Annotated in this window: 10 protein-coding genes; 8 read left to right on the top strand and 2 right to left on the bottom strand. The window is 73.6% G+C overall.

Going from position 1 to position 13719, the window contains the following annotated elements:
* Positions 1–93 precede the first annotated feature (93 nt).
* Positions 94–1764: an amidohydrolase gene (locus ABZ911_RS08925; protein WP_358053529.1), complete on the top strand. Its 1671-nt coding sequence runs from the start codon at positions 94–96 to the stop codon at positions 1762–1764.
* Here the strand turns inward: ABZ911_RS08925 and ABZ911_RS08920 are convergent.
* Entirely contained in the window at positions 1754–2569 is an 816-nt protein-coding gene (locus tag ABZ911_RS08920) for an IclR family transcriptional regulator C-terminal domain-containing protein (RefSeq protein WP_358053526.1), read from the bottom strand. The two genes, ABZ911_RS08925 and ABZ911_RS08920, sit on opposite strands and share 11 nt — an antisense overlap.
* A 190-nt stretch (positions 2570–2759) precedes the next feature.
* On the opposite strand from ABZ911_RS08920, the gene ABZ911_RS08915 reads away from it, so the two are divergent.
* From ABZ911_RS08915 to ABZ911_RS08885, 7 genes are read left to right on the top strand one after another with little or no spacing between them, the layout of a single operon-like run.
* Positions 2760–4391: a thiamine pyrophosphate-dependent enzyme gene (locus ABZ911_RS08915; RefSeq protein WP_358053524.1), complete on the top strand. Its 1632-nt coding sequence runs from the start codon at positions 2760–2762 to the stop codon at positions 4389–4391.
* Positions 4392–4402: 11 nt separating this feature from the next.
* The gene (locus ABZ911_RS08910; protein WP_358053522.1) at positions 4403–5860 is read left to right on the top strand and encodes a benzaldehyde dehydrogenase; all 1458 of its coding nucleotides are present in this window, start codon (positions 4403–4405) and stop codon (positions 5858–5860) included.
* 8 nt (positions 5861–5868) lie between these two features.
* Positions 5869–6879, top strand: coding sequence for an ABC transporter permease (locus tag ABZ911_RS08905; protein WP_358053520.1), 1011 nt, complete (start codon positions 5869–5871; stop codon positions 6877–6879).
* Between the two features lie 13 nt (positions 6880–6892).
* Positions 6893–7936: a substrate-binding domain-containing protein gene (locus ABZ911_RS08900; protein WP_358053518.1), complete on the top strand. Its 1044-nt coding sequence runs from the start codon at positions 6893–6895 to the stop codon at positions 7934–7936.
* 2 nt (positions 7937–7938) lie between these two features.
* Positions 7939–9480: a sugar ABC transporter ATP-binding protein gene (locus ABZ911_RS08895; RefSeq protein ID WP_358053516.1), complete on the top strand. Its 1542-nt coding sequence runs from the start codon at positions 7939–7941 to the stop codon at positions 9478–9480.
* On the top strand, positions 9473–10225 hold the full coding sequence (locus ABZ911_RS08890; RefSeq protein WP_358053513.1) for an SDR family oxidoreductase: 753 nt from the start codon (positions 9473–9475) through the stop codon (positions 10223–10225). Before ABZ911_RS08895 ends, ABZ911_RS08890 begins: the two co-directional genes overlap by 8 nt.
* Positions 10226–10246: 21 nt before the next feature.
* Positions 10247–11968, top strand: a complete 1722-nt coding sequence (locus ABZ911_RS08885) for a GMC family oxidoreductase (RefSeq protein WP_358053511.1) — start codon at positions 10247–10249, stop codon at positions 11966–11968.
* 48 nt (positions 11969–12016) lie between these two features.
* On the opposite strand, the gene polX is transcribed toward ABZ911_RS08885, so the two are convergent.
* On the bottom strand, positions 12017–13699 hold the full coding sequence (gene polX / locus ABZ911_RS08880) for a DNA polymerase/3'-5' exonuclease PolX (protein WP_358053509.1): 1683 nt from the start codon (positions 13697–13699) through the stop codon (positions 12017–12019).
* Positions 13700–13719: the final 20 nt, after the last annotated feature.

The raw sequence follows: 13719 nt of genomic DNA, 5'->3' as shown, positions 1-13719 counted from the left end.
GCGTTTCATGAGCAGATCGTTTGCTATGAAACGACTTGTTCAGCATGAGGCAGCACTTTATCGTATGGAACCTAACGAAATTGGGAGGCAGGGATGGGCGGTGCCGATCTGCTGCTCGTCAACGCCGACGTCCGCACGATGGACGGCGCACGGCCGCGAGCCCGCGCCATCGCGGTGAAGGACGGGCTGATCGTCCACGTCGGTGACGGGCCCGGCGGGTGGGCCGGGCCGCGGACCGAGGTGGTCGATCTGGCGGGCCGTACCCTGCTGCCGGGGATCAACGACGCGCACGCGCACGCCTGCGGGCACGCGGCGGGGCGTCCGCCGTACGTGATGAGCCTCGTCTATCCCGAGGTGCGGTCGATCGCGGACGTGCTCGCGCGGGTCGCCGAGGCGGTTCGGCGCACGCCCGAGGGGGAGTGGATCAGGGGGACCGGCTGGGACGCGGGCTACCTGGAGGAGGGGCGCCTGCCGCACCGGGCCGACCTGGACGCGGTCGCGCCGTACCATCCCGTGCTGCTGCAGGACTTCTCCGGGCACCGCACCTGGGCCAACTCGCTGGCCTTCGAGCTGGCCGGGATCGACGGGCCGGTGACCGACGGGGTCGTGGTGGACGGGGCGGGGCTGCCGACCGGGCTGCTCGACAACGCGGCGCAGGAACTGCTGCAGCGGGCGGTGCCCCTGCCCACCTTCGCCGAGCGCAGGGAACTGGTCCGGGCCGCGGTCGCCATCATGCACCGGGAGGGCGTCACCAGCTTCACCGAGCCAGGCCTCGGCCCCGGCGGCGAGCGGCTGTTCTTCGGCGCGCTCGGCGAGGCCACCCTCGACGCCTACGCCTCGCTGGCCCGCGAGGGCGAACTGCGGGCCAGGGTGAGCGTGCTCGCGCTGCCCAGCGGCATGTCGGGCGCCTCGGTACCGGACCTGAAGGGGTACCTGTCGGCCCGCGACCCGCTGGAGGACGTGGACCCCCGGCTGCTCAACGTGCTCGGCGTGAAGATCTTCGCCGACGGCATCCCCCCGGCGAGGACCGCCTGGATGCACGAGGAGTACCCGGAGGGCGGCCACGGCGGGCTGTGCGTGCGCGGCGCCTCCGACGCGGCCAGGGGCGAGGAACTGGCCGAGATGGTCAGGCTCGCGCACCAGGCGGGCCTGCAGGTGGGCGTGCACGTGGTCGGCGACAGGGGGATCGACGAGGTGGTGCGGGCGCTGGCCGCCGCCGTCGCGGGCGATCCGCGGCCCGACGCCCGGCACTACGTGATCCACGGGCAGTACGTCTCGCCCGCGGCGCTGACCCGGCTGGCCGCGCTCGGCTTCGGGCTGAACATCCAGCCCCGGCTGCAGGCGCTGGTCGCCGAGCAGACCAGGGAGCTGTTCGGCGACGAGCTGACCGAGCGGGAGTGGCCGGCCGCCTCCGCGCTGGCCGCCGGGGTGAACGTCACCTCCAGCTCCGACTGCCCCGTCACGCCGCCCGACTGGCGGGCCGGGCTGGCCGCGCTGCTGACCCGCCGGGCCGAAGCCAGCGGCCGGGTCGCGGGCGAGGCCGAACGACTGACGCTGGACCAGGCGCTGCGCACCTACACGGTGAACGGGGCCTGGCAGGACTTCGCCGAGTCGTGGAAGGGCAGCCTGACCCCGGGCAAGGTCGCCGACCTGTGCGTGGTCGACGCGGCGCTCGGCGAGGTGCCGCCCGCCGAGGTGGCCGCCGTGCCGGTGGCCATGACCGTGTTCGGCGGCCAGGTCGTGCACACCCGGCTCAGCGGGTGAACGTCCCTCGGTAGGGGGCCACCTGCGTGCCGGTGTCGAGCAGGTCCGCCTCGACCCGCGCGGCGGCGGCCAGCAGGAGCGGCAGGGAGTCACGGCGGGCGACGTCGACGGAGGTACGGCTGGCGTGAAAGGACAGGTTGATCGCGGCCACCACCTGGCCGGACGCGTCGCGCACCGGCGCGGCCATGGACCGCAGGCCCTCCTCGAACTCCTGGTCCACCATGGCCCAGCCGCGCGCCCTGACCCGGTCGATCTCGGCCCGGAACGCGGCGGGGGAGGTGACGGTCCTGGCGGTGTAGGCGGGCAGCTCGGCCCGCTCCAGGTAGGCGGCCAGCCCCTCCGGCGGCAGCCCGGCCAGCAGCACCCGCCCCATGGAGGTGGGGTGGGCGGGGAAGCGGGTGCCGATGTTGATGCTCACCCGCATGATCCGGGAGGTGGCCACCCTCGCGACGTACACCACGTCGTCGCCGTCGAGCACCGCCGCCGACGCCGACTCGTGCACCTCGGCGGCCAGCCGTTCCAGGTGCGGCTGGGCCACCTCGGGCAGCGTCATGCCGGACAGGTAGGCGTAGCCGAGCTCCAGGATCCGGGGCGTGAGCGTGAACAGCCGCCCGTCGGAGCGCACGTAGCCGAGCTCGGCCAGGGTGAACAGGAACCTGCGGGCCGCCGCCCTGGTCAGGCCGGTCGAGCGGGCCACGTCGCTGAGCGTCATTGCCGGATGTTCGGCGTCGAACGCCCGGATCACCATCAGGCCGCGGGCGAGCGACTGGACGTACTCGGCTGCCCGCTCGGGGGGCTGCTCCATCGGCTCCTCCTCGCTTGGGTGGACGTCACTATAGAGTGCCGTTCGCATGGCGAACAGTCGTTCTGTACGCGAACATTGGAGGAAATCATTTGTTACCAAACAGTTGATGAGATGCCCGTTGACGTGACCGATGTCACCACTTAGCGTCTGCGCAACACGCATACAGCGAACGACAGTTCGCCAGACGAACATGGGAGGGCCCTTGCCCACCGTTCGGGACGCAACGTTCTCGGTTCTGCGGCGCCACGGGATGACCACCCTCTACGCCAACCCGGGATCCACCGAGGTCTCCCTCCTCGCCGGGCTGCCCGACGACCTGTCGTTCGTGCTCGCCCTGCACGAGGGGTCCGTGGTGGGCCTGGCCACCGGGCAGGCCATCGCGACCGGGCGGCCCGCGCTGGCCATCCTGCACACCACCGCCGGGCTGGGCAACGCCGTCGGCGCGATCGCCACGGCCCGGGTGAACCGGGCACCGCTGGTCGTCCTCGTCGGCCAGCAGGACCGGCGGCACCTGGCCCTCGAACCCTTCCTCACCGGGCGGCTGACCGGCCTGGCCGGCGACTACCCCGTCTGGACCGACCAGCCGCTCAGGGCGCAGGACGTGCCGGGCGCCATCGCGCGCGCCTGGCACGAGGCCGGCACCGGCCGGGGGCCCGCGCTGGTCGTGGTGCCCATGGACGACTGGGCCGCCGAGATGCCCGCCGGCCAGGTCGTCGCCGCGCCGCTCGCCCTGCACCGGCCCGCCTCGGTGCCGGAGGCCGGGATCGCCGACCTGGTCGCCCTGGTCGCCGGGGCCGCCTCACCCGCGCTGGTCACCGGCGCGGGCGCCGACCACCCGGCCGCCTGGTCGGCGCTGGTGGAGCTGGCCGACCGGCTGCGCTGCCCGGTGTGGCAGGAGTCGTTCGGGGCGCGGGCCGGATTCCCGCAGGACCACCCGCTGTTCGCCGGGGTCCTCCCGGCCGGGCGCGCCCAGCAGCGCGAGGCCCTCGCCGGGCACGACCTGGTGCTGGTCGTGGGGGCGCCGGTGTTCCGGCACTACCCCTACCAGCCGGGGCCGCTGCTGGAGCCGGGCACCAAGATCGCCCTGGTCACCGACGACCCCGCCGAGGCCCACCGCAGCCCCGCCGACCTCGCGGTGCTGGCCGACCTGCCTGCCGTCTGCGAGCGCCTGGTCGCGGCCCTGCCCTCCGACAGGCGCCCGCGGGGGGAGACGGTCCGCGCGCCACGGGTCTCGCGGGAGGGGCCGCCGCCGCCCGCTCCCGGCGAGCCGCTGCGGGCCGCGCACGTGCTGGCCGCACTCGCCGTACGGCTGCCGCCCGACGCCGTCGTCGTCGAGGAGACCCCCTCCTCCCGCCCCGACCTGCACCGCCTGCTGCCCGCCCGCCGCCCCCTCGGCTTCGTCTCGGCCGCCATGGGCGGGCTCGGATTCGCCCTGCCCGCCGCCGTCGGCCTCAGGATGGGCGTCCCGCACCGGCCCGTGGTGGCCGTCGTCGGCGACGGTTCGGCCGTCTACGGCATCCAGGCCCTCTGGAGCGCCGCCCGCTACCGCGCCGGCGTGCTGTTCGTCGTGCTGTCCAACGGCCGCTACGCGGTGATGGACCGCCTGGCCGAGGCGCACGGCGCCGGCAAGGCGCCCTGGCCCGCCTTCGAGGAGGTCAGCCTGAGCGGTCTGGCCACCTCCTTCGGCTGCCCCTCGCTCCGCGTGGACGACCACGACGAGCTGCTCCGCGTCCTGGACGAGGTGATCCCCGGCCTGGCCGCCAGGGACGAACCCCTGCTGCTCGACGTGGCTGTCACCCCCGACCCCGACTTCCGCCCCTGAGAGGCCTCGCGATGACGCTGCTCGACCCCAAGATCTGGAGCGGGTCCCTGTTCACCGGCGGCTGGACCGAGGCGCTCGGCCACCGGGCGGTGACCGAGCCCGCCACCGGAGCCGAACTCGGCAGGGCCGGCATCGCCACCCCCGCCGAGATGGCCGCCGCCTGCGCCCGCGCCGCCGCCGCCCAGCGCGCCTGGGCCGAGATCTCCTTCGAGGAGCGCGCCGCCGTCCTGCGCCGCGCCGGCGCGCTCTTCGAGCGGCACGCCAACGAGATCCAGGACTGGCTCATCAGGGAGGCGGGCTCGATCCGCGGCAAGGCCGGATTCGAGACCCATGTGGCCGCGCAGGAGTGCTTCGAGGCCGCCGCGCTCGCCTCCCACCCCCTCGGCGAGATCCTGCCGACCGCCAAGAAGCGGCTCAGCCTGGCCCGCCGCGTCCCCGCGGGCGTCGTCGGCGTCATCGCCCCGTTCAACGCCCCGCTCATCCTCGGCATCCGCTCCGTCGCCCCCGCCCTGGCGCTCGGCAACGCGGTCGTGCTCAAACCCGACCCCCGCACCGCCGTGTGCGCGGGCGTGGCCATCGCCCGCGTCCTGGAGGAGGCCGGGCTGCCGCGGGACGTCCTGCACGTGCTGCCCGGCTGGGTGGACGCGGGCGAGGCGCTGGTCGCCGACCCGCACGTGCGGGTCATCTCCTTCACCGGCTCCACCGCCGCCGGGCGCCGGGTCGGCGAGGCCACCGCCCGCCACCTCAAGCGCGCCCACCTGGAGCTCGGCGGCAACTCCGCGCTGATCGTGCTGGACGACGCCGACCTGGACCGCGCCGTCTCCGCCGCAGCCTGGGGCTCCTTCTTCCACCAGGGCCAGATCTGCATGACCACCGGCCGCCACCTCGTCCACCGCGACCTGGCCGAGGAGTACGTCGAGCGGCTGGCCGCCAAGGCCGACGCCATGCCGGTGGGGGACCCGTACACCCAGGACGTCGCCCTCGGCCCGATCATCGACGCCGGCCAGCGCGACAAGATCCACGCCTTGGTGACCGCCACCGTCTCCGGCGGCGCCAGGCTCGCCGCCGGGGGCACCTACGAGGAGCTGTTCTACCGGCCGACCGTGCTGGCCGGGGTCGGGCGCGACAGCCCCGCCTACGCCGCGGAGGTCTTCGGCCCGGTCGCGCCCGTCCTGCCGTTCGCGACGCTGGACGAGGCCGCCGCGCTGGCCGCCGACAGCGCGTACGGCCTGTCCCTCGGCATCCTCACCGGCGACGCGATGAAGGGCCTGGACCTGGCCGAACGCATCCCCACCGGCATCGTGCACATCAACGACCAGACCGTCGACGACGAGGCCGTCGCCCCCTTCGGCGGGGTCGGCGCCTCCGGCACCGGCTCCCGCTTCGGCGGCGCCGCCGCTAACGTCGAAGCCTTCACCGAGACCCGCTGGATCACCGTGCAGGGCCCCATCGAGCCCTACCCCTTCTAGGAGTCCCCGTGAACGATCAGGCCGCGGAGGCACCGCCGCCGCCCCCCGCCCGCGGGCTGCTGCGCCGCGTCTTCGGCGTCGACGAGGTGGGCGTCGTCGTGGTGCTCGTCGCGCTGGTGCTCGGCATCGGCGCCTTCCACCCCGACTTCCTCGACCGCGCCCAGCTCATCGACGTGGTACGGCAGGCCGCCTTCGTCGGCGTGCTCGCCTGCGGCATGACGTACCTGCTGGCCATGCGCGAACTGGACCTGTCGGTCGGCTCCACCTACGCCCTCAGCCTCATCGCCGGCGCCATGCTGATGCGCGGCGGCGTCAACCCGTGGCTGGCGGCGCTGGCCGGCATCGGCGTCGGCGCGCTGCTCGGCCTGGTCAACGGGCTGCTCTGCAACGTGCTCAGAATCCCCTCGATCATCGCCACGCTCGGCACCCTGTCGGTCTTCCGCGGCCTCGGGCTCGCGCTCAGCGAGGGCCGCCAGGTCGCCGGGCTGCCCAGGGACGACGGATTCTTCGCCGTCGTCGGCGGCGACCTGCTCGGCGTGCCCACCTCCATCTGGGTGCTGCTGGCCGTCGGCGCCGTCCTCACCGTGGTGTTCAAGGCCACCCCGTTCGGCTTCCGGGTCCGGGCCATCGGCTCCAACCCGGACGCCGCCCGCTTCTCCGGCATCTCCATCCCGCGCGTCCGGCTGCAGGTCCTCGTGCTGTCGGGCGCGCTGGCCGGCGTCGCCGGCGTGCTCACCCTCGGCTTCTTCGCCTCCGGCCAGCCCACCATCGGCCAGGGGTACGAGTTGCAGGCCATCGCCGCCGCCATCATCGGCGGCACCCCGCTGCGCGGCGGCTCCGGAACCGTCTGGGGCTCGCTGCTCGGCACCGTCATCCTCGGCACCGTCGCCAGCGGCCTCGTCTACTTCGGCGTGCCCATCAACTGGAGCCTGTTCGCCACCGGCATCGTCATCCTGCTCGCGGTCGCGCTCGACGCGCTGCTGCGCCGCCGGGGTACGGCCGCCGACTCCACCCTCTGACCTGGAGCAACCCATGAATCGTGCCCTGTCCGGCGCCCTCGCCCTCTGCCTGGCCCTGACGGCCGCCTGCTCCAGCGGAGGAGCGGGCGACGACATCCCCAAGATCGGGTTCTCACTGGCCACCACCGACCTGGACTTCGCCCAGGAGATGGCCGCGGGCGGCAAGTACGCCAACGACGTCGTCGGCGACGTCGACCTGCAGATCAGCGCGCCCAACCAGATCGACCCGCCGGCCCAGGTCAAGCTCTTCGGCGACCTCGGCCGCACCGCCCCCGACGGCATCGCCATCGAGGACCTCGCCCCCGAGCTGTTCGTCCGCCCGCTCGCCGACCTCGCCGCCCGCAACATCCGCCTGGTCGGCGTGGACACCGTGCCCGCCCCCGGCAGCAACGTCGGCCTCTACATCGGCAACGACAACCGGGCGGCCGGCCGCGCCCTCGCCGAGGAGGCGATCAGGCGGCTGCCCGCCGGAGCCACCGGCGAGGTCGTGCTCGGCACCAGCAACCCCGGCGTGCCCGTCCTCGACGAACGCGCCAACGGGATGAAGGACGCCTTCACCGAGAAACTGCCCGGAGTGAAGGTGCTCGGCCCGTTCGAGACCAAGAACGACCCCGCCGTCAACTTCGACATCTGGAACGGCCTGGTCAAGGCCCACCCGAAGGCGCTGGCCTTCCTCGGCACCGGCGACGCCGACTCCTACAACCTGGCCAAGGCCAAGCAGACCAACGGCGGCAGCTACCTCACCGCCGCCTTCGACCTGGACGCCAAGGCGCTGCAGGCGGTCAAGGACGGCACCAACTTCGCCGTCATGTCGCCCGAGCACTACTTCAAGGGGTACGTCGCCATCCGCCTGCTGGCCGAGGCGGCCAAGGCGGGCAAGCCGCTGCCCGAAGGCTGGATCGACCCCGGCCACCTGCTGGTCACCGAGGCGAACATCGACGAGATCACCGCCAGGCAGTCCTCCGAGCAGTCCAAGCGGGACTGGCTCAAGCCCAAGGCGGAGGCGTACTTCGCCGAGATCGAGAGCAAGCTCAGGCCGATCGCCGAGGCGAAGTGACGATGTACGTCGCCACCCGGATCAGCAAGCGCTTCGGCGGCGTGGTCGCGCTCGACGGCGCGTCCCTGACGCTGGAGCCCGGGACCGTGCACGCCCTGCTCGGCGAGAACGGGGCGGGCAAGTCCACGCTGGTCAAGGTGCTGGCCGGGGCGCTCCGGCCGGACGAGGGCACGCTGGAGCTGCGCGGCGAGGCCGTACGGTACGGCTCGACCAGACAGGCGGCCGCGCGCGGGGTCGCGGTCGTCTCCCAGGAGCTCAGCCTCTTCCCCGACCTCGACGTGCTGGCCAACCTCTTCCCCGCCTGCCGCCCCCGGCGGGCCGGGGTGCTGATCGACCGGGCGGCGATGGCGGCCAGGGCGGCGCCGGTGCTGGCCGAGCTGGAGTTCCACCGGCCGGTCGGCACCCGGGTGGCCGAGCTGACCCTGGCCGAACGGCAGCTCGTGGAGATCGCCAGAGCGCTGCTGGAGGACCCGGCGGTGCTGATCCTCGACGAGCCCACCTCCGCGCTGCAGTCGGACGCGGTGGCCCGGCTGCTGCGCATCCTGGCCGCGCTGCGGGCCCGCCAGGTCGGCGTCGTGTACGTGTCGCACCTGCTCGAAGAGGTGCTGCAGCTCTGCGACGCGGTCACGGTGCTGCGCGACGGGCGCAACGTGCTGTCGGGCGCGCCGATCGGCGAGGTGACCATCGACAGCATCGTCCACGCCATGCTCGGCGACCGCACCCCGGCCCCGGAACCGTCCGCCGCTTCGCCGGAGGCCGCCGCGCGGCCCGGCGCGGAGGCCGGGCCCCGGCGGGCCGGGGTGACGCTGCGCGGGGTGACCGTGCCCGGAGTCCTGCGCGGAGTCGATCTCACGGTGGGGCACGGGGAGATCGTCGGGCTGGCCGGGCTCGCCGGGGCCGGGCAGACCGCCGTGCTGGAGGTGGTGTGCGGCCTGCGGAACCCGGCCGAGGGCGAGGTACGGCTGCCCGGCGGCGCTCCCCGGCCGCGCTCGCTGGAGCGGGCCATCTCCGGCGGCGTGGCCGTCGTGCCCAGCGACCGCAAGCGGCTCGGCCTCATGCTCGACAAACCCCTGTGGGAGAACATCGCCCAGGTGCGGGCCGTGGCGCTGGGCCGTACCGGGACCTTGCTGCGGACCGGGGACCTGCGGGCCCGCACCAGCGCTGCGATGCGCAGGCTGGGCATCCGGGCCGCCGGGCCCGACCAGACGGCAGGCCAGCTGTCCGGCGGCAACCAGCAGAAGGTGGTGTTCGCGAAGTGGCTGGAGGCGGGACCGGAGGTCGTCCTGCTCGACGACCCGACCAGAGGCGTCGACGTCGGCGCGAAGGCCGAGATGCACGCCATCGTCCGCGAGCTCGCCGCCGAGGGCCGGGTCGTCCTGCTGACCTCGACCGACCTGGGCGAGCTCGTCCAGCTCTGCGACCGGGTCGTGGTGTTCCGCAAGGGCCGGGTGGCCGCCGAGCTGAGCGGCGCCGAACTGACCGAACAGGAGATCCTGCGCGTCGCGGCGACGGGCCGGAACGGAAACGGGAACACGCATGAGTGACAGGGCCACCACAGGACTGACCCGCCGCGTGGCGGTGGTGACCGGGGCCGCCGACGGCCTCGGGCGGGAGTTCGCCGCCGCGCTGGCCGCCGAGGGGGCCCTGGTCGCCGGGATCGACGTCGCCGACCAGTCCGCCACCGCCGAGCGGATCGGCGGCGCCTTCCTGCCGCTGACCGCCGACGTCTCCGACCCCGCCCAGGTGACGGCCGCGATGGCCGAGGTGGCCGACCGGTTCGGCGGGCTGCACGTGGTGGTGAACAACGCGGGCGTGTACCCGCCGATCCCGTTCGAGCAGACCACGCCCGACGACCTGCGGCGGATGCTGCGGATCAACGTCGAGGGGCCGTTCTACGTGAGTCAGGCGGCGGTGCCGTACCTGCGGGCGGCCGGGTGGGGGCGCATCGTGAACATCGCGTCGGCCGCCGTGTTCGTCGGCCCGCCCGACCTCGTCGCCTACACCACCTCCAAAGCCGCGATCATCGGCCTCACCAGGTCCCTCGCCACCCTCCTCGGCGGGGACGGGATCACCGTGAACACCATCGCCCCCGGGCTGACCAGAACCGCCACCGCCGAGCGCAGCACCGGCGCCGACGGCGGCTTCGCCCGCGTCAGGGCCACCCAGCGGATCCCCCGCACCGGGGAACCCGCCGACCTGATCTCGACCCTCCTGTACGTCTGCGACCCCGGCAGCGGCTTCCTGACCGGCCAGACCCTCAACATCGACGGCGGCTCAGCCCTCCACTGACCGCACCGCAACGGAGGACCGATGGACTTGCTCTGTGAACGCCTGGTTCCCGGTGCGGGCCGGGTCGGGGCGGCCGGGTACCTCGCCCGCACCGCCCGGGACCGCCCCGAGGTGGCCGCCGCCGTGGCCACACTCACCGCCGCCGACGACCTGGCGGCCCTGGCCGGAACCCCCGCCTTCGACCTGGTCCGCGCCCTGGCGGTGGAGGCGTACTACGGCGACTACGCCGCCCCCGGCCACACCGGCCCGACCGGCCACGACGACATCGGCTTCCACCCGCCCCAGGCGGCCCGGCTGCGCAAGGACTGGTCGTTCCTCGACGAGGTTCCCCGGACCGGGGACCTGGGGGACGCCGAGGCCGACGTGGTGGTCGTCGGGTCGGGGGCGGGCGGCGGCCTGATCGCCGCGCAGCTCGGCCGGGCCGGGCTCGACGTACTCGTCCTGGAGGCCGGGCAGCTGCGCACGGCGGCCGCGCACACCCGCTTCGAGCTGGAGGCCAACCACCGCCTGTGGTGGCCCACGCGCTTCGCCGAGATCGAGGGCGAACGCCCGCTGGCCCTGCTGAGCGGACGCTGCGTCGGCGGCACCACCCTGATCAACACCAAGGTCGCCCTACGCGCCGCCGACTTCGACGTGGCCGCCTTCCACGAGCGCACCGGCCTGCTCGGCCCCACCGGCGAGCCGTTCACCCTCGCCGACCTGGAGCCGTACTACCAGCGGGTGGAGGCCGACCTCGGCGTGCGCGTCCGCGCCGACTGGCCGCCCAGCGTGCACACGGTACGGCGCGGCTTCCAAGCCCTCGGCGCCGACCTGGCACCCGTGGACTCCTACACCGACTTCAACTGCAGCAGGTGCGGCTCCTGCCTGCAGGGCTGCCCCACCAACGCCGGGAAGAACGCCCTCAACACCTGGCTGGCCCCCGCCATGGCCAGGGGCGAGATCCGGGTGGCGACCGGGGTGACCGTCCAGCGGGTGCTGGTCGAGGACGGGCGCGTCACCGGCGTCGAGCACGCGGGCGGCACCGTCCGCGCGGCCACGGTCGTGCTCGCCGCCGGAGCGCTGAACACGCCGCAGATCCTGCGCGCCAGCCCCGGCTACGCGGCCATCGACAGCCCGTCCACCCGGCTGGCCGGGCGGACGCTGGGCCTGCACCCGGCCCGCCTGGTCTACGGCCTGTTCGACGAGATCCAGGACTGCCACCAGGTGTACCCGATCACCGCGCACTGCCTGGACTTCCAGCGGGACTTCGTCATGGAGGCGACCACCATCCAGGACCCCGTGGCCTTCGCGGCGAGCCTCGTCGACGAGGCGGGGCTGCCGCTGTGGGGGACCGAGCTGACCGAGGTCGTCCGGGACTACCGCAGGTGGGCGGGCCTGCTGGTGATGGCCACCGACGACAACACCGCCACCGCCGAACCGGGCGACGTCTTCCGCAAGCGGCTGTCCGGCCTCGAACGCCGCCGCCTGTCCGACGGCCTGGCCTTCGCCGCGGACGTCCTGCGCGCGGCCGGAGCCTCCCGCGTCGTCTGGACCGGCCTGACCACCTCCCACGTGCAGGGCAGCGCCCCCATGGGCGACGACCCGGCCCGCTCGGTCGTCGGCGCCGACGGCCAGAGCCACGACGTCACCGGCCTGTACGTCGGCGACGCCTCCCTGATCCCCGCCTCCCTGTCGGTCAACCCGTCGCTCACCATCATGGCCCTGGCCACCAGGGTCGCCGACGCGATCGCGTCCCGGCGGTAAGGCCCCGGCCGCCGACCGCGTCGCCCGGCACAGGAGTCCTCACCACGGTCAACGCCCGATGAAGGCTCGCAGGCGGTCCAGTGGCCAGGTGTTGATCACGTCGTCGGCGGTGAGCCACGCCCGCTGGGCGATGCCGATGCCATAGCGTTGGTTGGCCAGGTGCGGGATGGCGTGCGAGTCGCTGTCGACGGAGAACTTCACCCCGTGGTGCTTGGCCAGCTTGACCAGGTCGGCGGGCAGGTCGGAGCGGTCGGGGTAGGAGTCGATCTCCATGGCGGTGCGGGTGCGGGCGGCGGCCCGGAAGACGGCGTCCCAGTCGGCGTCCACCGGCTCGCGCTTGCCGATCTTGCGGGTGGTGGGGTGGCCGATGATGTCGACATACGGGTTCTCGCAGGCGGCGATGAAGCGGCGGGTCATCTCCTCGCGCGACTGGGTGAAGTGCGAGTGCACCGAGGCCACGCAGACGTCGAACCCTCGCAGGATCTCGCCCGGCCAGTCCACCGAGCCGTCGGGGGCGATGTTGAGCTCGCTCCCGTGCAGCAGCCGCATGTCCGGATACTTCTGTTGAAGCTCCAGCAGGCGCCCGCGCTGCTCCAGGGCCTTGTCCAGCGTCATCCGCTGCATGGCCAGGTCGGGCGCGTGATCGGTGACCGCGTAGTAGGCGTAGCCGCGCGCCGCGCCCGCCGCCACCATGTCCTCCAGCGAGGCGATGCCGTCGGTCAGGTCGGTGTGCGTGTGCAGGTCGCCCTTCAGCTCCGCCAGCGTGACCAGCTCGGGCAGCTCGCCGCGCAGCGCCGCCCGCACCTCGCCGCCGTCCTCGCGCAGCGGCGGCGGCACGAACTGCATGCCGAGCGCGGCGTAGATCTCCTCCTCGGACTCCGAGGCGATCACCCGCTCGCCCTCGAACAGGCCGTACTCCGACAGCTTCCAGCCCTTCTTCACCGCGATCTCCCGGATCGTCACGTTGTGCTCCTTGGAGCCGGTGAAGTACTGCATCGCGGCGCCCCACGACTCACCGGGCACCACCCGCAGGTCTACCTGCACGCCCGAGGTGGTGCGGATCGAGGTCTTCTTGTCGCCCGCCGCGATCACCTCCGCGACATAGGGCTGGGCGCGGAACTCCTCCATGATCGAGACGGGTGCCACGGCGAGGATGTCGATGTCGCCGATCGTGTCCTTCATCCGCCGCAGCGACCCCGCGTAGGCCATGCGCTCGGCGCCGAGCGAGCCCATCACCTTCTCCGCCAGCTCCATCGCCACCCCGATGTGCACCCGGCGGCCGGACTGCTCCAGTTGCTCGACGCCCTTGAGCAGGTTGGCCAGCGTCTTGGCGCCGAGCCCCTTGACGCCCGCCAGCCGCCCGGCCCCGATCGCCTCGGCCAGCGCGGCGGGGGAGTCGATGCCGTAGTCCTCGAACAGCATGATGGCCGTCTTCGGCCCCAGCGAGGGCACGGTGGTCAGCCGCCGCACCCCGTCGGGCACCCGGCCGCGAAGGTCGTCGAGTTGCCGGAAGCTCCCGCGCAGCAGGAACTCCTCCATCTTCTTGGCGATCGCCTCGCCCACCCCCGGCACGCTCCGCACATTGACCTGCGCGATGTCCTCGGGGAAGCCGGCGATCGCCTTGGCCGCCTTCTGGTAGCTGCGGACCCTGAAGGCGTCGCCCCCGGTCAGCGCGAACAGCTCTGCGTACTCCTGGAGGGCGGCGGCCGCCTCGTCGTTTGCCCGTGCCATGGGCCCAGCCTAGAAGGCGC

Origin of the sequence: Nonomuraea sp. NPDC046570, assembly GCF_040645915.1 — a bacterium.
Lineage (GTDB): Bacteria > Actinomycetota > Actinomycetes > Streptosporangiales > Streptosporangiaceae > Nonomuraea.
The sequence above is the reverse complement of the archived record's forward strand: the minus strand, read 5'-3'. Positions and strand labels throughout refer to the sequence as shown.